This is a genomic window from Photorhabdus heterorhabditis, from assembly GCF_001280945.1.
GTDB classification, from domain to species: Bacteria; Pseudomonadota; Gammaproteobacteria; order Enterobacterales; family Enterobacteriaceae; genus Photorhabdus; species Photorhabdus heterorhabditis.
Genome location: NZ_LJCS01000039.1, coordinates 1 through 22,765, shown reverse-complemented (window position 1 = coordinate 22,765; position 22,765 = coordinate 1). Strand labels below are relative to the sequence as shown.

Sequence of the window (22,765 nt, the reverse complement as noted above, 5' to 3'; positions counted from 1 at the left end):
GAACGGTTTGTATTATCTGTTAATCAAATTAACCCTTCAGCTTTTAATGCATCACGAACATTTGGACGTTCTGCAATCCTTATCTGATAGGCTTTAAGATGTAACAGATTGGATAAATCCACTTTAACCAAAGGTGCCCAATTACTAACAGTAAATAAATAGGCATCAGCAACAGTAAAATGATTTCCGGTAATATATGGTTGTTTTGCTAATACTTCATCCACATAAGTAAATTTCCTCAGCAAGTTATTAATAACAATTGGGAAATAATTTTCTGGTGTTCCTGGTAAAAACAGTGGTGAAAATCCTTTATGGATTTCACTGGAAACATAGCTAAGCCATTCAAGTTGATGATATCGTTCCATGGTTCCGGCAGGTGCAATCAATTGCTTGTCCGGTTTCTGGTCTGCAATATATTGAACGATAACAGATCCTTCTGTAAGGATATCATTGTTGTCTAGTAGGAGGGTTGGCACCTGGCCTTTAGGGTTAACTGCGAGGAAATCGTCGCCATTCTCTGTTTTTTTGGTTTTCAGATCAACTTTAATAATGCTGAAATCAAGTCCTGCTTCACGGAGTATGATGTGAGGAGATAGGGAACAAGCTCCTGGTTGGTAATAAAGTTTCATATGTCGCTCCTTAAAAATTTCCGGTAACAGATACAATAGAACAAAGGAACTCAGTAGGGCATTTATCATAGCCCTAATATATATTACCACGACACATGAAAATATGTTATATCAAACTGATAATTAAACCGATATAAGATTAGCTGATTATATCATTATCAGCTTCTTGTTACCTCTTTTCTTATATATCCGTCATCTTTCAAGTTGCCTCTTTGTTGGCTGCACTCACTCACCCCGGTCACATAGTTCTCTATGCTCCCGGGGATTCGCTCCCTTGCCGTCGCGATCCATCTTGAAATCTATTGGGTATATATGATAATTCATCTGGATTTTTATAATGTTTCTAGCAAAATTAACTGCGTAAATGGCGAAATTTAGGGGTAATTTTGGATGGAATTATTTATCCAAAACCACCCAATATTTAGTACCATATTGCATATTTTGCAACTAATTATATTGAACTGAATGAATAATAGGGATTATTGATAATTTCAGATATTTATTTTATATTGGCTATAAAATAATTAATATGTTATTTTTGCTGAATGATTTGTGATCATAGAAAAATAAATTAAATTTGTTTGTAAAATCGCTGAAAATTACCATGCATTGTTTATAATCTCTTGTGAATATTTCTCTTTTGTTTTCTTTGTGAAAGCTCTCAATTAATTTATTGTAAATGTTATTAATTGTTTTAATTTGTTCGTTAAGTCTATTGACTGAATTATTTATATTTTCAAAACTAAATGAAATATCCGATATATTTAAAGTAATTTCCTCTATCAATGAAGAAATTTTATATATTTGTTTTTTATCTTCCCCATTGGGAATGTTCTTTAATAATTGTTGGATTTTTATGTGAGTTTTTCCTGCGAAACTTTTCATTCTCTCAAAGTCAATTTTAGTTATTTCAAAGAGTTGTGGTAATTTTGAGATAAAATCATTCACCTTGACAAAATCTAATTCAATTTCTTTCAATGCATCGCTTACCTTGGTAACATAACCATGACCTAAATACCCGCAGCTAAGTGATCCTAAATAAGTCGTTGCTTTATGTATATTACGAGTAATCCTATCAATATCTTGTTCATCAAAATTATATGCATGCTCATAGTTTTCCAGTGCTGAGGGCCAGCCAGATAATGATTTGCTAAATTCATACCAACAAGTTTCAATCTCTTGTAATGGGTCATGATTTTTCAGACATTTTGGTAATTTTATATTAGTAATCGATTTAAACATATTGGATATAATTAAAAAATCATTTTTCATTTTATGTACCTTGCTAAAATAATAAAAACTATTAAAAGGTAAAGAATATGCAATATAATATTTGAGCCGAAAATATTATAAAGATAAAATATTTTATTTTTTAAATATTAATTTTATAAAAGTTAAGTCTTTAACTATATTAAAGGACAGATTGATAATTAGTGCAAGGAAACAGAATGATATTTTTTATTTCAGTAAAATAATTATAATGCTATATCATTTAACTCTTTAATTACAAAGGGTTTAATTAATCTCTTAAATGGTTCTGATATTTTAATTTAAAATTAATTTTTACCTGTTAGTGACAATTTAATTAAGTGATTAATTTGTTTTTTATCCATAATATAATGCCCGAAAAGTGGTTTTTTCGGGCATTATAAACTAAAAGTCAATGATCATTAATTGGATTGATCATTAATTAGATTGTTGCAATTCCAGTTCATTCATTGTTGTAATGCTGAAGCCGCCGTCAACATGCAGAATTTCGCCGGTAATACCACCGGACAGATCTGAGCACAGAAATGCCGCAGCGTTACCAACATCTTCAGTTGTTACAGTGCGGCGAATTGGGTTGACGGATTCACAGTGAGCCAGCATCTTCCGAAAATCTTTGATGCCGGAAGCGGCTAAAGTACGGATAGGGCCAGCAGAAATACCGTTGACACGAATACCTTCAACACCCATAGCGTTAGCCATATAACGAACATTAGCTTCCAGGGAGGCTTTTGCCAGACCCATGACGTTATAGTTAGGGATTGAACGTTCTGCTCCTAGATAGGAGAGTGTCAGCAAAGCAGAATTTGGGTTCAGCATTTCACGGCAAGCCTTTGCCAGAGCAACAAAACTGTAAGAACTGATATCGTGCGCGATTTGAAAGCCTTCGCGGGTAATTGTATCCACATAATTACCATCCAGTTGATCAGCAGGTGCAAATCCAATGGAGTGAACAAAACCATCGAATTTTGGCCAGACTTTGCCTAACTCAGTGAACAGGGCTTCAATGCTTTCATCTTCAGTCACATCGCAAGGCAAAGTAATAGTAGAATTGAGGGATTCAGCGAATTCTTCTACACGAAGTTTCAACTTGTCATTTTGATAAGTGAAAGCCAACTCAGCGCCTTGGTCATGCATTGTTTTTGCAATACCATAAGCGATGGAGAGTTTACTGGCTACGCCAGTGATCAGAATGCGCTTACCGGTCATAAAGCCCATAACAGTATCCTTAGTGTGATAACGTCATTAATTGATATTAATGGATTAGAATTGCTCACAAAAACAATATCAATATGACGTTTTATTGTTAACAAACCTAGTGATTCTATCACGCTAGAGAGAAATATGCTGTATTTTGCAGGCTGCTCCGAGCAGTGATTAAGGTTTTGTATATCTTAAAGCATATCTTAAAGCATATCATGTCGCCAGGTATCAGCAGTGAGTGGTTCACCAAAATGGCTGGCGATCAGACGTCGAGTTATATCATGTAGAGGAGCAGCCAGCACTTCTGCTGTATTTCCCCGCTCAACGACTTCTCCCTGATGCATTACCAGTACTTGGTCGCTGATATGTTTCATCATTCCAAGGTGCTGGGTAACATAGAGATAAGAGATGCCTTGTTTCTCCTGTAGTTCCAACATTAGATTAATTATTTGGGAACGCATAGACATATCGAGTGATGCAAGTGCTTCATCAGCGATAATAATCTGAGGTTGTAAGATCAATGCACGTGCTAGTGCTACCCGCTGTTTCTGGCCTGAGGCTAACATATGTGGATAATAATTAGCGTGGTCCGGTAACAAGCCAACTTGCCGCAATGTTTGGTTAATTCGTTTTTCTCGCTCCGTAGTATTTAGTTCTGTATTGAGTAGAAGAGGGATATCAAGGATTTGTCCAATACGTTGACGCGGGTTTAACGATGTACTTGGGTCCTGAAATATCATGCGAATACGTTGACTGCGATAACTGTAATCGCCATAAGCAAGTTTATGACCTTCGATGATAATTTCGCCGGAGGTGGGTTCCATGACACCTGAAAGCATTTTTGCCAGTGTGGATTTCCCTGAGCCATTTTCACCAATAATCGCCAGTGTCTGTTTTGTCTTTAAAGTAAAACTGACAGGTTTCACTGCATCAAGATGCTGGCGATGAAAGAAACCGGTACGATAGCGGAAAGTTTTAGCCAAGTTTCTGACTTCCAACAGAGTATTCACCATTATTGCTCCTCCAAATTTAATGGGAAGTGGCAGGCAAAAGCATGGTTTTTAATTACTCGTAATCGCGGGGTTTCAATACAGGTTTTTTGTGCGTAAGGGCAACGTGGACCTAAACGGCAGCCGATTGGCAGATGCTCAAGGGAGGGAATAGCGCCAGGCAAGGTATTTAGCCTACTTTTATGAGGTAGAGAGCGACCAAAATCAGGAATAGCGCGGCTCAACGCTTGTGTATAGGGATGGTGTGGTGTCACCAATAATTCATCGGGAGCGGCGCTTTCGACCGTTTGACCACAATATAAAACATTAATGCGATCCACCAGTTTACTCATTATTTGCAAATCATGGCTTATTAATAGAATGGTGGTGTTATTGTTCTGGTTCAGTCTGGCTAACAGACGAAAGATCTGAGCCTGAGTGGTCGGTTCCATCGCATTAGTTGGTTCATCTGCAATCAGTAGACGTGGTTGGTTAGCTAATGCAATAGCAATCATTACCTTCTGGCATTCCCCTTCGGTTAATTCGTAAGGGAAACTACTCATAATATCTTTATGATCTTTAATTCCCACGCGATGGAGTAGCTCAATCGCTCGACGTTTACGCCAATTGAAACATTGCCACCAGCGGCCTTTATAAGTCCAGCGAGGGATTGCCTGAATAAGTTGTTGACCAATATTTTCAGAAGGGTCAAGGCAAGATTGTGGTTCCTGAAAAATCATTGAAATATTGTGACCGATAACTTTTCGACGTTGTCTTGGAGTCAGGCGAAGCAGATCAATATCATTGAAGCGGAAGCGGTCAGCGGTCACTTTGAGATTGTCTTTAGTGACCCCGCTTATCGCTTTGGCAATCAGGCTCTTGCCGGAGCCTGATTCGCCAACCAAGCCACGTATTTCACCTTCTATCAGTGAAATACTGACGCGATCAACGGCTTTAACTGGCCCTTTGGCAGTCATAAATTCAATCGTGAGGTTGCGAATATCAAGTAATGGCATTTATTCCGCCCCCGAATTAATTGCACGGTGTAATCCATCACCTAGCAAGTTTATTAACAATACACTCATCATTATGGCAGCGCCGGGCAGCATAACGGTCCAGGGAGCAACATAGATGAGCTCCAGTGAATCTCCTAACATAGCCCCCCATTCAGGTGAAGGCAGTTGAGCACCAAGATCGAGAAAACCGAGTGAAGCGATATCAAGTATGGCAATAGAAAGGGCACGTGTTAGCTCGTTAACCAATACTGCGGTAATGTTCGGTAATACGGCATACCATAGAATATGGTAATTAGATGCGCCATCCAGACGTGCTGCAATGACATATTCTTTATCCAATTCATCATGCACCGCACTGTAAACAGTGCGCACTATACGCGGTAATAGTGCCAGCCAAATAGCGATTATTGCATGTTGTAAGCTGGCACCAACAAAAGCGACAACAATAATTGCTAGTAATAACGATGGGATAGAAAGTAACGTGTCAAGGATATGATTGAGTACGGCGGATTTCAATCCTCGTGTCATACCTGCTAAACAACCGATGATTAGGCCACATAAAGCGGCTGCCACAGTTACTAACAGTGCTGAACCGAATGTGGATGCAGTACCTATCAATAATCGGCTGAGAATGTCGCGCCCAAGATCATCGGTACCTAAAAAGAATGCGATATTACCGTGATGTGACCATGAAGGTGGTAGTAGCTGATGACCAAGAAATTGTTGATCAAGCTGATAGGGAGCTAGATAACTACCAAGTAGACTTAAGGCAATGAGAATAAGTACCCCATAAAAACCCGTCATTGCCAGTGTATCAGAATAGAAAAAACGCCAGATGACCTTTATCGGCGACGGCATTTTCTTTTCACGATAAAAATCATCTAAGGGCATACCATTCCTTATGTTTCAGAGGGGTCATTATTGCGCCAATAATATCAGACAACACATTGACAGAAATAACGAGTGTACCAACAACCATGACCCCCGCAGAAATGGCGGAATAATCTTGTTGACGAATTGCACTGACTAGCCAGTGACCAAGTCCTGGCCAGTTAAATACCAGTTCTGTCATCATGGCCAATGTCAGCATGGTAGAAAATTGTAATCCCAATTTCGGAATGATGGGAGGTAATGCATTATGCAGTACATGACGGCGGATAATAGTTAGCCTTGATAAGCCACGGATTGTGGCAGCTTTAATATAGTTTTCACTAAAAACCTCTTCGGTGCTGTTTCTCATTAGCCGGATAACTTCAGTTGTTGGGGCGACCGCGAGGGTAATAACTGGCAAGATTAGATGTTGAATGGCATTAATAATTATCTCATTGCGATAGGGTGATTTTGATAACCAGGCATCAATTAATGAGAAACCTGTCGCAGGATTAATCTGATATAGCAAATCAAAGCGCCCGGAAACCGGTAGCCAGCCAAGATAAAGAGAAAAAAACAGGGTTAATAATAGCGCCAGCCAAAAAATTGGGATAGAAAATCCGATTAAGGCAATGGAGATGATGACGGTATCGGCTGTTTTGTTACGCCATACGCCAGCGATAATGCCTAGTGGAATGCCAGCCAGTAAAGCGGCAGAGAAAGCCAGAACACAGAGTTCCATTGTGGCAGGGAAGACTTCCCATAGTTGTTCGTTGATGAGTTCACCATTGATGCTGGATACACCAAAATCCCATAGTAATAAGCTATGGAAATAGAATGTATAAGCATCAAACAGGGATGCTCCGCTGAGCGGTGCATTGGGGGTAAAATAACTGAGGCTAAAGCTAATTAGCGATAGGAAAAATAGTGTAATAATCAGTAACAGCAAACGGCGCAGAGTGTAAATAATCATTTGCCGTCCTTTTGAGCAATATTATCGGTTTGTTTTTCCCGGTAAACACCCGCGAAAGAGGTATTACCAAATGGGCTAAGTATTAGCCCCTTAATATCATAGCGGTAAGCCTGTAAACGTAGGGAATAAGCTAATGGTAAGACAGGCAATTGTTGTTCAAGAATTTTTTGAGCATCATGATAATACTTAATCCGGGATAATAATTGCTGGTTAATCAAAGCTTGCTGCAAAATCTTATCAAATATTGGGTTACACCAATGGCTGAAATTCGTCTGTGAGGCGATAGCAGCACAGCTTAACAATGGCCGGAAAAAACTGTCTGGGTCATTACTGTCAGTAGACCAGCCTGACAGTGTCATATCGTGAGATTTATCCATCAGTTTGGTTTCCTGAAAGCGGCCCTCAACGGGCTTGATGCTCATTGTAATACCAACTTGTGCTAAATCAGCTTGAATCAGTTCTGCCATTTTTAGTGGGCTTGGATTATAAGACTGAGAAGCAGTAGGCACCCATAAGCTTAGTTTCATTCCATTCAGTCCAAGATCATTAAGCATTTTACGAGATTTTTCCGGATTGTATTCCGTAATTTCAGCTTGATTATCATAAGCCCATGACGCTCGAGGTAAAATTGATGCCGCTGTTTCTGCCGTTCCATAATAAATCGATTGCATCAGCCGTTGGTTATTAATTGCGTAGGCAATAGCTTGTCGAACTTGTAATTGGTCAAGAGGGGGCTTATTGGTATTAAAGGCAAGATAGGCAATATTCATTCCTGGACGTAAAGTCAGACGCAGGCGGGGATCGTCTCGTAAGACTTTGAGTTGACTGGCAGCGGGATAAGCTAAAACGTCACATTCACCAGTCAAAAGTTTAGACATTCGACCTGTACCGCCAGCACCGACATCAATCACTATTTGCTGCATCTGTGGTTTGCCTTTCCAGTAGTTATCATGGCGAATTAAGCGAATAAATTGTCTGGTCTGGTGGTCTTCTAGCATAAACGGACCAGTGCCGACAGGTTTCCAGTCAATTTGTTCATGGTGGTTCATTTCATGTAATCGCTGCCCATATTCTTGTGAAAGTACCGGGGCGTAATGGGTTGCCAAGTGCCAAAGAAAAGAGGCATCTGGTTCATTCAGGCGAAACTCCACCGTATATTCATTAATCTTACGGATACTTTGAATGGAATCAGCAAGCTGGAGACTATCAAAATAGGGGTAATTTCCCCCATTGACGTAATGGTAATAGTGTTGTTTATCAAACAGACGCTTAAAGCTGAAGATAACGTCGTCAGCATTCATTTTACGGGTTGGGGTAAACCAGTCTGTTGACTGAAAAGAGACATTATGGCGCAAATGAAAGCGGTAGGTAGCGCCATTATCAAGAATTTCCCAACGGGCGGCTAATTCAGGGAGTAGACGGTAAGTATAAGGATCAACGTCCAGTAGACGCTCATAGAGTTGTGCGGCCAAGGTATCGACCGTCAAACCGCTACTGGTCAGTTGTGGGTTAAAGGTATTTAGGTTGCCATTAACGCAATAAACAAACCCTTGCTGCCGGATATCAGCCGGAACGCGAGGCTTTTTTTCAGGCGTAGCCATTGTTGTTGCAATAGCTGGAGTTGAGAGGACTAATATGATCCAATAAATCAAATTGCGCATATAAGGCATCTGTTATTAATTAGAATTGACACATTGTATCTCAATTAGCGATTGAGCCAAGAAAAACGCTGCGATGACGATTAATGAGAAAAATTCTCAATAAAGTGCTTTACAAAACGTATTGATAACCATTATCATCTGTGTCGCACTTCCGGGTAACAATTTTTGTTATTCCAGGAAAGGCACGACATTGCTCACATTGCTTCCAGTGTTTTTTAGCCAGCTCGATTGCTGGCTTTTTTTTATTTGTTATTCGGGCTATTTATCACTTGCGTTGATATTGTGTTTCTTGATTAAGCCTCGTAACTGATAATAGGTCAGTCCCAGTTTTTCTGATGCTTTTCTCTGATTAAACTTGCTTTCTTTTAAGGATAACTCTATCAATTGTCGTTCGCTGTTATGTTGCCATTGTTTCAGATTAACCGGTAGGGAAGGCAGAGGCAGTGAAGATGAATTGTTATGATCACCAGCGTAAACTGAAGGGTGTTGCGCAGAAACGAATGGGTTAATAATGATATTATCAAGCTGATCGGGATTTTCGCCGTGACGATAAACAGAACGTTCCACAACATTTTTCAGTTCACGGATATTACCAGGCCAGTTGTAATTCTGTAGCTGCTGTTTTGCTTGTGCAGTGAAACCGGTGAATAAGGGTAAATTAAGTTCGCGGCACATTTGAATAGCGAAATGTTGTGCCAACAACATGATGTCTTGTTGTCTTTGCCGCAATGGGGGGATCTGAACTACATCAAAAGCGAGCCTATCAAGTAAATCAGCGCGAAACCTACCTTGTGTTGCCATTGTTGGCAGATCAGCATTGGTTGCGCATATTAATCGAGTATCGACTTGTAATGATTGACTGCCACCAACGCGTTCAAGATAGCCATATTCAATGACGCGCAGCAGTTTTTCCTGAACTTGCATCGGCGCGGTTGCTAGCTCATCAAGAAACAAGGTTCCCCTATCAGCACGCTCAAATCTTCCTTGATGCCTTTTTTGTGCGCCGGTAAATGCGCCAGCTTCATGACCAAATAGTTCTGAGTCCAATAAATTCTCGTTCAAAGCAGCACAGTTTAGGGAGATAAAGGGTCCTTGCCAACGAGGGGAGAGGTAATGCAGACGGCGGGCAATCAACTCTTTACCTGTTCCGCGTTCACCAATAACCAGTACCGGTTTACTTAATTTTGCTAGAGCAGATACTTGCTCCAGAATTTCAATAAAACTGTTTGCTTCACCTAACAGATTTTCTGTGGTCTCACCCATGGTTGTTTAAGCCAATAGTTGGTCAATATGACTACTATATTTTGTTATGATAAAAAGTCAAAGAGAAAAAATCGCTTTATATTTCATGTAAATAAAGAGAATAAAAAAGTTGGCATGACTCTTGATACATAACATTCACAATATCAACAAATCTTAAAATCTTAGTTAAAGAGGATAATTTATTATGGGTATTTTCTCTCGTTTTGCCGATATCGTGAATGCCAACATCTCTTCATTACTGGACAAAGCAGAAGATCCACAGAAAATGATTCGTTTGATGATTCAGGAAATGGAAGACACTTTAGTTGAAATTCGCTCAACCTCTGCCCGCACCTTGGCCGAGAAAAAACAGTTGGCTCGTCGTATTGAGGCAGGTGAACAGCAGATACGTGATTGGCAAGAAAAAGCTGAGTTAGCGTTAAGTAAAGATAGAGAAGATTTAGCACGGGCAGCATTGATAGAAAAACAGAAAGTCTCTGCTTTACTGGACACATTGAAACATGAACTGACCATACTGGAAGAAACACTTGAGCGTATGAAAGGGGAAGTTGTCGAGCTTGAAAACAAACTCAGTGAAACTCGTGCCAGACAACAGGCGTTGGCTCTGCGCCATCAGGCAGCTGCATCTTCCCGGCAGGTCCGCCGTCAGTTAGACAGTGGTAAAATTGATGAGGCGATGGCTCGCTTCGAGCAATTTGAACGTCGTATCGATCATATGGAAGCTGAAGCCGAAACTGTGGGTATGGGGAAACAAAAATCTTTAGAACAGCAATTTGCTGAATTAAAAGCAGATGATGAAATCAATGCGCAATTGGCAGCAATGAAGGCTAAAATAAATGCTAAAGAACAACATTAATTATAGTGTACTCAACTAACCATTAAGGAATAGTAATGGGTTTTATATTTCTTGGCATTCCATTGATGATCTTCGTGCTTTTTGTCTTACCCATCTGGCTGTGGTTGCATTACAGCAGCCGGAATTCAGACCAAAGTCGATTAGATCAACATGAAATTCAGCTTCTGGCAGAACGTGTACAACATATGCAGGCACGAATCAAAACACTGGAAGATATTCTGGATGCGGAACACCCTGACTGGAGGCAATATGGCAAATTATAACCGCCGGAAATTGTATAGAATACCTGAAAAGGGCAGGATCAAAGGTGTTTGCGCTGGGTTAGCCCATTATTTTGGCGTACCGGTAGGTTTAATTAGAGTAATGGCTGTATTGTCGTTGTTTTTGGGCTTGTTTGGTTTAGTCGTTATTGCTTATATCATACTCGCTTTTGTATTGGACCCAATCCCGATGGATTATATCGAAGAGGCTGGTCCTTCAGTACAAAAGCTGTTGAATGAAGTGGATTATCAGTTGAAAACGGGTGAACTTCGTCTACAACAAATGGAACGTTATGTTACCTCAGAAACATTCAGCATTCGCAGTCGTTTCAGCCAGCTTTAACAGTAAGGATTGTGTGTTGCCTGGCTATTGAAGATCAGAATGAAAAATCGTTATCTGTCAGGCTGGTACAATAAAATTATCGTGATATTTACCATAGGAGAGACATGAAACGGTTGCATAATGAATTAACGGCGCTTGTTAACCGTGGAATGGATCGTCATTTACGGTTAGCGGTTACAGGGTTAAGCCGCAGTGGTAAAACAGCTTTTATCACATCTTTGGTTAATCAATTACTTCATGCTTGCAGCGGTGCTCGGTTGCCGCTGTTTTCTGCTGTGCGTGATGGCCGTTTGCAGGGGGTGAAACGGGTTCCTCAGCGCGATTTAGGCGTTACTCGTTTTACTTATGATGAAGGATTGACCGCGCTTTACGGCACACCTCCCTCTTGGCCGACACCTACACGGGGTGTCAGTGAAATCCGTCTGGCACTTCGCTATCGTTCTAACGACGCTTTTCTGCGTCATTTTAAAGAAACTTCCACGTTATATCTGGAAATTGTGGATTATCCTGGTGAATGGCTACTGGATTTACCCATGTTGGCTCAAAGTTATCTGGCATGGTCACGCCAGATGAATAACTTATTACAGGGGCAAAGAGCTGAATGGGCAAAATCTTGGTTGGCACTTTGCAAACAGTGTGATCCATTGGCACCAGTAGATGAGAATCTATTGGCTGCTATTGCTCAGGCATATACGGAATATCTGATTAAATGCAAAGAGCAAGGTTTGCATTTTATTCAGCCGGGGCGATTTGTTTTACCGGGTGAAATGATGGGCGCTCCAGCTTTACAATTTTTTCCGTGGCCGGATATCGATTCTATTGTTGAATCACAGTTTGCTCAGGCAGATCCACACACGAATATTGGTATGTTGCGTAAGCGTTTTGAATATTATTGTCAGTCGGTAGTGAAAGGATTTTATAAAGAGCATTTTTTGCGTTTTGATCGGCAGATTGTGTTGGTAGATTGTTTACAGCCACTAAACGGTGGGCCGCAAGCCTTTAATGATATGCGTTTGGCGCTGACACAATTAATGCAAAGTTTTCATTATGGTAAACGAACACTCTTCCGTCGCCTGTTTTCCCCTTGTATTGACAGGTTAATGTTTGCTGCCAGCAAAGCTGATCATATTACCTCGGATCAGCACGCCAATCTGGTTTCCTTACTACAACAGTTGGTTCAGGAAGCCAGACAAAATGCTGCTTTTGAAGGCATTAGTATGGATTGTGTTGGTCTGGCATCGGTGCAGGCGACCGAGAATGGAATAATTGAACATCATGGTGAAAAAGTGCCGGCTCTGAAAGGACACCGGCTAGTAGATGGTAAACTGCTGACATTTTTCCCGGGTGAGGTGCCCCGGTGTTTACCAAGGGATGATTTCTGGCAAAAACAGGGTTTCTGTTTCGAAGAATTTCTTCCTCGTCAGGTGAATGCTGATACACCATTACCTCATGTTCGGTTGGATACCGTGCTGGAATTTTTATTGGGGGATAAAGTGAAATGACGGATTCTCTGCGGCCAAGAATTGATTTCGAAGATCCCTTGCAGGTGTCATCAGAGCCAGTTTTAAAACCAGCTCAGGTCTTTGATGGAAAAAATAGAGAAAACTTCTCTCCTGTTTCACCAGAGCTTGAGGCTGAGGAACGTGAAGGTCAGGTAGAAGGAATAGTCAATACAGCACTGAAACCCAAGCGCAGTTTCTGGCGTAAAATGGTACATACCGCCCTGATTTTACTGGCAGTGAGTGTTGTTGCACAGTCTGTACAGTGGGTCTATCAGTCATGGCAGCAACAGGATTGGATCGCATTAGGTGCAACAGCGGCAGGAGGAATGATCGTATTTGCTGGTATGGGTTCTATTATCAGTGAATGGCGTCGCCTGTACCGGCTAAGGATGCGAGCTGAAGAACGCGATACAGCGAGAGAACTATTGCAAAATCATGGCGTAGGTAAAGGCCGCGAATTTTGTGAGAAATTGGCAAGTCAGGCAGGTATTGATCCGCATCATCCTGCATTACAGCGCTGGCAGGCTGCTTTGCATGATACACATAACGATCGTGAAGTGGTGGTGTTGTACGGTAAATTGGTTCAGCCTGTTCTGGATTCTCAGGCAAGAGCTGAGATTAGTCGCTATGCTGCGGAGTCAGCATTAATGATAGCAGTCAGCCCGCTGGCAATTATTGATATGGCATTTATTGCTTGGCGTAATATCCGGCTGATTAACCGTATTGCTGCCTTGTATGGTATTGAATTGGGATATTTCAGTCGTATCCGGCTTTTTCGTCTTGTTTTGATTAATATCGTTTTTTCTGGTGTATCAGAAATGGTGCGAGAAGTTGGTATGGATTGGTTATCACAGGATATCGCTGCGCGTCTTTCTGCCAGAGTAGCACAAGGTATTGGTGTAGGTTTACTGACAGCTCGGCTTGGCATTAAAGCAATGGAGTTATGTCGGCCATTGCCTTGGATGGAAGGAGATAAACCAAAATTAGGAGATTTTCGTCGTCAGTTAATCACTCAACTTAAGAATATCATTCCAAATAAATCTAAGAATGTAGTTGATTAAGTGATATACCCTTCATCTTTCAAGCTGCTGCTTTGTTGGCTGCGTTCACTTACCCCAGTCACATAGTTATCTATGCTCCTGGGGATGCGTTCTCTTGCCGCCGCACTGCAACTTGAAATCTATTGGGTATATATACTTTAATTTTGAATAAAGCACAAAATATCCAGATAACGACGACATTTTACGTTATTTTATTCATCTGTCTTATAGTCAATCTTAGAATTTATTTATTTTAGTGAAGGTTTCAATTTACTACATTAAAAAAACCGGGGGCTGGTCAATTTTTACTGACAGAATGCTTCATATGAATAATAGTGTAGAGTAATATTAAAAAAAATTATAGATAGTAATGTAAATAAGGTCAAAACAGATGCGCTTAGAAGTTATTTGCCATGATCGAATCGGGTTGACTCGTGAATTGCTCGATCTGCTGGTATTACAGGACATTGATTTAAAAGGGATAGAAATATCTCAAACTGGCCGGATTTATCTTAATTTTTCACAAGTTGATTTCAATACATTCCGTAGATTGATGGCAGAAATTCGCCGCATTAATGGTGTTATTGATGTTCGTACAGTCTCTTTTATGCCTTCAGAAAGAGAGCATAAAGCAATGTGTGCACTGTTGGAATCTTTGCCTGAACCTGTTTTTTCAGTTGATCTGAAAGGAAATATTGAGCTAGCTAACTCTGCGGCGTTTAATTTATTTGGCGTTAGTGAGGAACAAGCTTATCAGAAACCTATTAGCCAGTTTATCAGCGGTTATAGCTTTTCACGCTGGTTTGAAAATAAAAATGCCCAGCAGCGTGTAGAAAGGATAACTCTTAAAGGTCAGGACTACCTGATGGATATTATTCCAATTCAACTGACTGATGAAAAGCAGCAAATGCAGAGTGTGGGCACCGTGATTATGCTCAAATCTGCCGCCAGAATAGGTCATCAACTGAAAAAACTGACAGTCAATGATAGCAGTGAATTTGAGGAAATTATCGCTGTTAGCCCGAAAATGATTCAGGTTGTTGAGCAGGCTCGGAAAATGGCGATATTGGATGCGCCGCTGTTGCTGATTGGTGAGACAGGAACGGGTAAAGATGTTTTCGCAAAAGCTTGCCACTTGCACAGTTTGCGTGGAAAGCAACCATTTTTAGGGTTGAATTGTGCATCTATGCCGGATGATGTGGTGGAAAGTGAGTTGTTTGGCTATGCGGCGGGTGCTTACCCTAATGCCATTGAAGGGAAAAAGGGATTTTTCGAGCAGGCTAATGGTGGAACCGTTTTATTGGATGAAATTGGTGAAATGTCACCACAGATGCAAATCAAGCTGTTACGTTTTCTTAACGATGGTACTTTCCGTAGAGTCGGGGAAGAAAACGAAGTCAAAGTAAGTGTCAGGGTTATCTGTGCTACACAGAAAAATCTGGTTGAATTAGTACAACGGGGGGAATTTCGTGAAGACCTCTATTATCGCCTTAATGTGCTGGCTATTACGCTCCCGCCGCTACGCGAGCGTAAGGCGGATATTATGCCGCTGGTTGAATATTTTATTGATCGTTTTTCTGAAGAACAAGGGATACCGAAACCTAAACTATCTCCTGAGATTGCTCACTTCCTGACAGGCTACAGTTGGCCCGGTAACGTAAGGCAGTTACAAAATGCCATTTATCGGGCGTTGACTCAGCTTGAAGGTATGGAGTTGAAGCCGCGGGATATACTACTGCCAGAATTTGAAACTGAGATTTCTTTTAGTGAGGACGTGTTCGATGGCTCTTTGGATGAAATCAGTAAACGTTTTGAACGCTCAGTGTTGACCCGTCTTTATCGCCACTATCCAAGTACCCGTAAATTGGCTAAACGTCTTGGTGTATCGCATACCGCGATTGCTAATAAATTGAGAGAATACGGCTTGAGTAGCAGGAAGCACTCCTCCGGGTATGATTCGGATGATGAGGAGTGAAAATAATGCCCACTTTAGTGGGCATTATGCAATTGTTGGATTTATTTCAGAGCAGCTAGCACGCTGTCGTAATCTGGCTCATTAGTGATCTCATCAACTAATTGGCTATAAATCACTTTATCGCTTTCATCAAGTACAATTACCGCACGAGCTGTAAGACCTTTCAGAGGGCTGTCGCTGATAGCCACTCCATAATCTTCACTGAAAGTATCGCCACGCAGAGTAGAAAGAGTGACAACATTTGATAACCCTTCCGCACCGCAGAAACGAGACTGTGCAAAAGGCAGGTCGGCAGAAATGCATAGGACAACGGTGTTCTCCAGGTCATTCGCTACCTGATTAAATTTACGTACTGATGCAGCACAAACACCGGTATCAATGCTTGGGAAGATATTCAGTACCTTACGTTTTCCGGCATAGTGGCTGAGGGAAATATCGGAAAGATCTTTGGCTGTTAGAGTAAAATCTTTCGCTTTTTCCCCTGATTTTGGGAATTGGCCATTGACGGAAATATCATTGCCCTGAAATTTTACTGTTTGTGTCATAGTCTTTTCTTCCTCTGATAAAGAAACCATAGCGTCCCAGTGTAGAAGAATATTCGGCTTTTTCCCATCAAAATAGCTCCTGTGACGTAAAATTGTCTGATTGTGCCATTTTGACAATGGTTTATAATTAAGCACTGGAATATTTTTTTATCTATATATACAAGGTATATTACCTTATGCGCTATTTTAGTCTGACTGCATATACATTACTTATTAGTGGCTCTTTTCTCACTGTTTCTGCTTTTGCTGCGGAAGTTCCTCCTGGCACTCAGTTAAATGATAGACAAGAACTTGTGCGTCACCTTAAGGACGAGCCAGCATCTTTAGATCCGATTAATGCTGTGGGCCTGACAGAAGCGCAAATTCTGCGTGATTTGTTTGAAGGGCTGGTAAATCAAGATGCGTATGGCAACGCAATCCCCGGAGTAGCGACAAAATGGAAAACAGCGGATAACAAAATCTGGTTTTTTACATTGCGTTCTGATGCCCGCTGGTCAAATGGGGAGCCGGTTACTGCTACAGATTTTGTTTATAGTTGGCAGAGGTTGGTCACTCCGGCTAACATTTCTTCTTTTGCCTGGTTTACGGCATTGGCAGGTATTGAAAATGCACAAGAGATTATTGATGGTAAATTACCACCAGAAAAACTGGGTGTTAAGGCCATTGATAAACATATATTACAGGTTACGCTGAACCGACCTGTTCCTTATTTCCCTAATTTGACGGCGAATTTTAGTCTCTATCCAGTAAATAAGAACACAGTAGAAAAATATGGAAAAGATTGGATAAAAGTTGGCAATTTGGTAGGGAATGGCGCTTTCAAATTACATGATCGAGTTGTTAATGAGAAAATCGTTCTGATATCAAATCCTTATTATTGGGATCATAAAAAAACGGTTTTGACCGAAGTCACATTTGTGCCGATTAATCAAGAATCACATGCGACTAAGCGTTATCTGGCTGATGATCTGGATATCACCGAATCCTTCCCTAAAAACATGTACAAAAAGCTGCAACATGAATTACCGGGGCAGGTATATACGCCTGATCAATTGGGGACCTATTATTACGCTTTTAACACACAACACGCACCAACTAATGATGTCAGAGTGCGTAAAGCGCTTTCTATGACGATCGATCGTAAGATCATTGCGGAAAAAGTATTGGGGACAGGAGAGAAACCAGCTTGGCATTTTACGCCAGATGTGACAGCCGGTTTCCATCCTACAATCAGTGATATGGAACAACGCACCCAAGCGGAACTGGATCAGCAAGCAAGAGCTTTGTTACAGATTGCGGGTTATGGTCCTAATAATCCGTTGAAACTTTCTCTACTCTATAATAGCTCGGAGAATCATCAAAAGATTGCTATTGCTGTTGCCTCAATGTGGAAGAAAAAACTGGGTGTGCAGGTAAGTCTGGTTAATCAGGAATGGAAAACATATATTGATAGCCGTAATACTGGTAATTTTGATGTTATTCGAGCATCTTGGGTTGGCGATTACAACGAACCATCCACATTTCTAAGTTTGCTGACTTCAACACATAGTGGCAATATTGCTAAATTCCATCAGGTTAACTATGACAAACTTCTACAATTAGCCAGTGTGCAAACAGATGATATTCTGAGAAACGATGACTATAACAAAGCGGAGCAGATGATTGCTGAACAGGCACCCATTGCGCCGATTTATCAGTACACTAATGGCAGGTTGATAAAGCCTTGGCTAAAAGGATACCCAATCACCAATCCGGAAGATGTGGCATATAGTCATACTATGTACATTATTAAGCATTAAAGTAAGGAGCTGGATGTGGAAACGATTTACGGTTCATCATTGAAAGATGCTGATGCCGTCTATACCTGCCAATTTGATGGAGATGGTGGTATTACACCGATTAATATCAATGTACCCGCCACACCAGCTCAACCTTTCTGGCAACATTTGGATTACCATAATTTCAGGAGTTATCGTTGGATTATGGATACGGATTTGTTACCAGAACCTATCAAAACGGGGTTGGCAGGGGAAAGTTTGAGGCCGAAAATGATCCGTACCGGTGACGGTACGATGATCACTCTCCGAACAATTAATAACAATGAAAGTGAACGTCCTGAGCAATTGGTAACGTTCCGTATTTATATCAATGATAAAATCATTGTTTCCAGCTGTCATCGTGAAGTTCATTCACTTGGACAGGTGTTAAGTGATTTGCAAAATGGTATAGGTGCGAAAGCGACCGGGCACTGGTTGGTAGAAATGGTTGATACTATAACCGATGAGGTTGGTAACTTTATTGAAGATCTGCATGACAATCTTATTGAGCTTGAGAATACGATTTTGGATCAACAGATGCCGGGGCGGGGAGAATTAGCGTTGCTACGTAAGCAACTGATTATTCTGCGTCGTTATATGGCGCCCCAAAGAGATGTGTTTTCACGTCTTGCTAGTGAAAGATTTCCCTGGATGAGTGATGAAGATCGTCGCCGGATGCAAGAAATTTCTGACCGTTTGGGGAGAGAACTGGATGATTTGGACGGTAGCATTGCCCGAACGGCAGTTATTTCTGATGAAATTACCTCGATGATGGCAGATGCCATGAATCGTCGTACCTATACTATGTCATTACTTGCTATGATTTTTTTACCAACAACATTCCTGACTGGGTTATTTGGTGTCAATCTTGGCGGTATTCCTGGTAATGAATATTATTTGGGTTTCAGTGTGTTTTGTTTATTGCTATTGGGATTGATTTTATTTGTTGCGTGGTGGTTAAGGCGAAGTAAATGGCTATGACGGTCAAAGGGTTATATTAAAGAAATAAAACATAATTACTAAAGCTTTGCTAAAACTGGCCTTTAATTTGAGATATATACCCAATAGATTTCAAGATGCATCGCGACGGCAAGGGAGCGAATCCCCGGGAGTATAGATAACTCTGTGACCGGGGTGAGTGAGTGCAGCCAACAAAGAGGCAACTTGAAAGATAACGGGTATAGAATAATTGCCCATTCCTGTGCCGATATTATTTTCTAATATCGGCTTTTTTTATTTTTCATTATTATCTTAATTAGAATAAGAAACTAATAAATGAAAATTAAGGTGAAAAATAAATTACTGCTCTTAAATATGTCTAAAGTGGTACTTATACGGAAAAAATCATTGTTCATTCGGATTGAGGCAGAGTTAGTACGGAAACGATGACAGACCGAGTTTGTCGGACCAATTAAGAGGAGGTCGATAGTAAGCACCGTTGATAACTGCTATGCCCTGGCGTATCAGCTAATCCCTGTTGGCGGATCTTGTTGGTACGCTCATACGACACGTGGGTTTCGCTACGAGAGATTTCCTCTGTACCCAATCAGAGACGATAACTGTGAATCCAATTATTCCGTGTTAAATAACCTGTTACTTTTTTGTGACGATTAACTTGCCATATAAATAGCTGGCTGTAGTCGTTCGCCTTTAGTGAAAATAGTCGTAAGTACTCGATTGGGCGGGGAGTCGTCACCTACAGATATGTTTCAAACAAAAGGAAAAATCCGTATAATCCACTCCCTGCAAAAATCTATATAGGAAATCCATAGTCGATACAATCGACAATGTGAGAAGTCGCGATGAATCAGAAAGATACGAGAAAAGAGACACTGGAATTCAATAAGCTTCAGAAACGCTTAAGGCGGAATGTTGGCAATGCTATTATTGATTACAATATGATTGAAGAAAATGATATTGTGATGGCATGTATCAGTGGTGGTAAAGATTCATTTGCAATGTTAGATATCCTATTGAATCTGCAAAAGGCTGCACCAATAGAATTTAAAGTAGTTGCAGTGAACCTTGATCAGAAGCAACCTGGTTTTCCTGAACACATTTTACCTCAATATTTTGAGAGTCTGGATATTCCATATTATATCGTAGACAAAGACACATATTCAGTTGTTAAAGAGAAGATACCGGAAGGTAAAACCACCTGTGGGTTATGTTCAAGGCTTCGCCGTGGAACACTTTATTCTTTTGCTGAAAAAATTGGGGCAACAAAAGTTGCACTTGGACATCATTTAGACGACATTGTTGAAACTCTATTTCTTAATATGTTCCACGGCTCACGTATGAAAGCTATGCCGCCAAAGTTACGATCTGATGATGGACGTAACGTAGTCATAAGGCCACTAACATATTGTCGAGAGAAAGACCTTGTTAATTATGCGGAATATAAAGAGTTTCCAATTATTCCTTGTAATCTATGTGGTTCTCAAGAAAACCTACAGCGGCAGGCGATTAAAGCTATGTTGGTAGATTGGGATAAGAAAACACCAGGCAGGGTGGAGAGTATTTTCAAATCTATTCAAAATGTTAGCCCAAGTCAATTAGCAGATAAAGCGCTTTTCGACTTTGTCAATTTGCCGCTGTATCGTGAAGGTGAAAGAGAAGAATACGCATTTAACGAAGCAGTAATATCGTCGACTAACATTGATGAATCAATGTTTATTGATATTAGTATTGATATGTGAATTTTTATGTATCTACTGATTGTCAGATCACCTCTTTTTTCTGACTAACCGGTTTTGTAAGGAATTGTGTATATACCCTATGGATTTCAAGATGCATCGTGACGGCAAGGGAGCGAATCCCCGGGAGCATAGCGAACTCTGTGACCGGGGTGAGTGAGCGCAGCCAACAAAGAGACAATTTGAAAGACAACAAGTATACAAGTTATCATGCTCTTAGCTGCCATTGGGAAAGACCTAAACATATAACATTTACGGATACGGACTTGCTCTTAAGCAAGTCCGTACAAAATTGTTGAATCACTCACTCACACCTATCTGCTTCATAAGCACAGAATCGTCCCAGAACAGATACTCTTCATCCATAACCCCTTTTTTGTTCCAGTGTCCGAGTGTCGCCATGGGGAGGTGATACGCCTTACCTGTAGGTTGAATAACCTTACCATCCGGGAGAACCATGGGTTTCGTAAATGTTCCATCAGTAAATCCTGTTACAGCGGTCCATTCCGCATCAGCAGTACCAAACCGTACCGGATGTTCTGTGATTCGGTTATCAGGAGCAAATGTCCACATATACTTCAGATCGTCAATATGCTTTCGAATACCCTGACTAGTATGACCATCAGGGTAGTGAACAATAATGTCCATGGCATGGCTCTTATGTAGATCCCACCATCTTTGGTGTGTATAGACACGGAAATCAAGATCGTCAAAGTTAGCCAAATTTCTTGCCAGAGCTTTGGGCATCCCTTGGATTTTAGGTGTTGGTTGATCGACTTTCGTGCCGGGCCAATTGTTCTGTACCGCAAATGCTACTGGACTGGTAGTAAACAGTAAAAGCGTGAATAACGATAACCTCTTGTGACTTTTCATGGTCTTTCCCCTTTGTTAAAGGAACTAAAGGATTGTTTTGTAAAGATTTAAGTATTTATTGCTGGGCTCCTTCATGAGATAAATTAAAAATGATTGTTCATCGGCTTACTTGACTTTGACTAGATAGAGAAGAACCACCAAAAACAACACAATTTAATAAAGAGTAAGTGACTAAACTGACTCACATACCTGATAACTATCGTATAGAAAGTTATCAGGTGGCCCCGATACTACGCCTAATAGAAAAGCCTGTAAATAGTCACTCAATGTAATTATAACCATAAAAAATCAACCGCTCGGATTGGCCGTTTTCACATCAAATTTTTTTCGTTCCAAAAGGAGTGTTTAGAATCTATTGTGATAGAAGAGATTAGTGATTGATAAATAGTGACGAATGTTGCTAAAGCTAGGTAAAACAATTGATTCAATGAAGGGTGTTTACTTTGGTAATCTGTTTGGTGATGAGTTCGCGTTTGATTTACTTTTTGACTTGCTTTCTAAAAAGAGCCTCTTAAATAATAAACTTGATAATTACATTTCTAAACTAAATCATGCATCGTCAGAAGTTTGCCACATTCTGAAGGATCATTTTAATAATCTTACTTGGAGAGAAAATAAAAAGGATGAAGGTAAATGGTGAGATGAATTTTATCAAAATTTTTTCTTGCAAATTACTGAAGAAAACCAAAAAAGAATAATTGACAAATATGAACTTGAATTGTTTCTGGTGATACCTTTGAAGTTATCCGAATATTAAAATTATGGTATTTACTAAAGATTTTTTTTCAACATGTAGAAAAAAATTATATTTGGTTTGCTTATGATGATTTTTTAAAATGACAATATTCATAAAATCCATAATATTCTGAGTATGGAATGAACTTTGCCTTGCCACTCTGGACGTCAACTCATATCGCGTGAGAAGAAAAATATGACAACACAAAAAATCATTTTTTTAATATTATTTTTATTTGCGAATTTATTTTAA

20 protein-coding genes are annotated in these 22,765 nt (G+C 40.3%); 9 read left to right on the top strand and 11 right to left on the bottom strand.

Going from position 1 to position 22,765, the window contains the following annotated elements:
• Nucleotides 1-23: 23 nt before the first annotated feature.
• From gstA to pspF, 9 genes are all read right to left on the bottom strand, one after another.
• Nucleotides 24-629: a glutathione transferase GstA gene (gstA, locus tag AM629_RS13765; RefSeq protein WP_054479865.1), complete on the bottom strand. Its 606-nt coding sequence runs from the start codon at nucleotides 627-629 to the stop codon at nucleotides 24-26.
• Between the two features lie 513 nt (nucleotides 630-1,142).
• Nucleotides 1,143-1,901: a hypothetical protein gene (locus AM629_RS13760; RefSeq protein WP_054479864.1), complete on the bottom strand. Its 759-nt coding sequence runs from the start codon at nucleotides 1,899-1,901 to the stop codon at nucleotides 1,143-1,145.
• Nucleotides 1,902-2,315: 414 nt separating this feature from the next.
• Nucleotides 2,316-3,113 carry an enoyl-ACP reductase FabI gene (gene fabI, locus AM629_RS13755; protein WP_054479863.1) on the bottom strand — a complete coding sequence of 266 codons (798 nt, stop codon included), beginning with the start codon at nucleotides 3,111-3,113 and terminating at the stop codon, nucleotides 2,316-2,318.
• Nucleotides 3,114-3,301: 188 nt separating this feature from the next.
• The gene (gene sapF, locus AM629_RS13750) at nucleotides 3,302-4,111 is read right to left on the bottom strand and encodes a putrescine export ABC transporter ATP-binding protein SapF (protein WP_054479862.1); all 810 of its coding nucleotides are present in this window, start codon (nucleotides 4,109-4,111) and stop codon (nucleotides 3,302-3,304) included.
• On the bottom strand, nucleotides 4,111-5,103 hold the full coding sequence (sapD, locus tag AM629_RS13745) for a putrescine export ABC transporter ATP-binding protein SapD (RefSeq protein ID WP_054479861.1): 993 nt from the start codon (nucleotides 5,101-5,103) through the stop codon (nucleotides 4,111-4,113). The genes sapF and sapD overlap by 1 nt, the downstream gene beginning before the upstream one ends.
• Entirely contained in the window at nucleotides 5,104-5,994 is an 891-nt protein-coding gene (sapC, locus tag AM629_RS13740) for a putrescine export ABC transporter permease SapC (protein WP_054479860.1), read from the bottom strand.
• Nucleotides 5,981-6,946, bottom strand: a complete 966-nt coding sequence (gene sapB, locus AM629_RS13735) for a putrescine export ABC transporter permease SapB (RefSeq protein ID WP_054479859.1) — start codon at nucleotides 6,944-6,946, stop codon at nucleotides 5,981-5,983. The genes sapC and sapB overlap by 14 nt, the downstream gene beginning before the upstream one ends.
• Nucleotides 6,943-8,607, bottom strand: a complete 1,665-nt coding sequence (gene sapA / locus AM629_RS13730; protein ID WP_054479858.1) for an ABC transporter substrate-binding protein SapA — start codon at nucleotides 8,605-8,607, stop codon at nucleotides 6,943-6,945. Before sapA ends, sapB begins: the two co-directional genes overlap by 4 nt.
• 258 nt (nucleotides 8,608-8,865) lie before the next feature.
• Nucleotides 8,866-9,870: a phage shock protein operon transcriptional activator gene (pspF, locus tag AM629_RS13725; RefSeq protein ID WP_054479857.1), complete on the bottom strand. Its 1,005-nt coding sequence runs from the start codon at nucleotides 9,868-9,870 to the stop codon at nucleotides 8,866-8,868.
• Between the two features lie 184 nt (nucleotides 9,871-10,054).
• On the opposite strand from pspF, the gene pspA reads away from it, so the two are divergent.
• From pspA to tyrR, 6 genes are all read left to right on the top strand, one after another.
• On the top strand, nucleotides 10,055-10,726 hold the full coding sequence (pspA, locus tag AM629_RS13720) for a phage shock protein PspA (protein ID WP_054479856.1): 672 nt from the start codon (nucleotides 10,055-10,057) through the stop codon (nucleotides 10,724-10,726).
• Nucleotides 10,727-10,761: 35 nt separating this feature from the next.
• Nucleotides 10,762-10,989 carry an envelope stress response membrane protein PspB gene (gene pspB, locus AM629_RS13715; protein WP_054479855.1) on the top strand — a complete coding sequence of 76 codons (228 nt, stop codon included), beginning with the start codon at nucleotides 10,762-10,764 and terminating at the stop codon, nucleotides 10,987-10,989.
• Complete coding sequence (pspC, locus tag AM629_RS13710) at nucleotides 10,976-11,329, top strand: envelope stress response membrane protein PspC (protein WP_054479854.1); 354 nt, start codon at nucleotides 10,976-10,978, stop codon at nucleotides 11,327-11,329. Before pspB ends, pspC begins: the two co-directional genes overlap by 14 nt.
• Before the next feature lie 104 nt (nucleotides 11,330-11,433).
• The gene (locus AM629_RS13705) at nucleotides 11,434-12,831 is read left to right on the top strand and encodes a YcjX family GTP-binding protein (RefSeq protein WP_054479853.1); all 1,398 of its coding nucleotides are present in this window, start codon (nucleotides 11,434-11,436) and stop codon (nucleotides 12,829-12,831) included.
• Nucleotides 12,828-13,892, top strand: coding sequence for a YcjF family protein (locus AM629_RS13700; protein WP_054479852.1), 1,065 nt, complete (start codon nucleotides 12,828-12,830; stop codon nucleotides 13,890-13,892). The genes AM629_RS13705 and AM629_RS13700 overlap by 4 nt, the downstream gene beginning before the upstream one ends.
• Before the next feature lie 370 nt (nucleotides 13,893-14,262).
• Entirely contained in the window at nucleotides 14,263-15,846 is a 1,584-nt protein-coding gene (gene tyrR, locus AM629_RS13695) for a transcriptional regulator TyrR (RefSeq protein WP_054479851.1), read from the top strand.
• Nucleotides 15,847-15,887: 41 nt separating this feature from the next.
• Here tyrR and tpx read toward each other — a convergent pair whose 3' ends face one another.
• Nucleotides 15,888-16,391 carry a thiol peroxidase gene (tpx, locus tag AM629_RS13690; protein WP_054479850.1) on the bottom strand — a complete coding sequence of 168 codons (504 nt, stop codon included), beginning with the start codon at nucleotides 16,389-16,391 and terminating at the stop codon, nucleotides 15,888-15,890.
• Nucleotides 16,392-16,567: 176 nt separating this feature from the next.
• Between tpx and AM629_RS13685 the strand changes: the two genes are divergently transcribed.
• The 3 genes from AM629_RS13685 to ttcA all read left to right on the top strand — a co-directional run bounded on the left by AM629_RS13685 (nucleotide 16,568) and on the right by ttcA (nucleotide 20,907).
• On the top strand, nucleotides 16,568-18,190 hold the full coding sequence (locus AM629_RS13685; protein ID WP_054479849.1) for a peptide ABC transporter substrate-binding protein: 1,623 nt from the start codon (nucleotides 16,568-16,570) through the stop codon (nucleotides 18,188-18,190).
• 15 nt (nucleotides 18,191-18,205) lie between these two features.
• Nucleotides 18,206-19,189 carry a zinc transporter ZntB gene (gene zntB / locus AM629_RS13680; RefSeq protein WP_054479848.1) on the top strand — a complete coding sequence of 328 codons (984 nt, stop codon included), beginning with the start codon at nucleotides 18,206-18,208 and terminating at the stop codon, nucleotides 19,187-19,189.
• Nucleotides 19,190-20,010: 821 nt separating this feature from the next.
• Complete coding sequence (gene ttcA / locus AM629_RS13675; protein WP_054479847.1) at nucleotides 20,011-20,907, top strand: tRNA 2-thiocytidine(32) synthetase TtcA; 897 nt, start codon at nucleotides 20,011-20,013, stop codon at nucleotides 20,905-20,907.
• A gap of 297 nt (nucleotides 20,908-21,204) precedes the next feature.
• Here ttcA and AM629_RS13670 read toward each other — a convergent pair whose 3' ends face one another.
• Nucleotides 21,205-21,777, bottom strand: coding sequence for a nuclear transport factor 2 family protein (locus AM629_RS13670; protein WP_054479846.1), 573 nt, complete (start codon nucleotides 21,775-21,777; stop codon nucleotides 21,205-21,207).
• Nucleotides 21,778-22,765 lie beyond the last annotated feature (988 nt).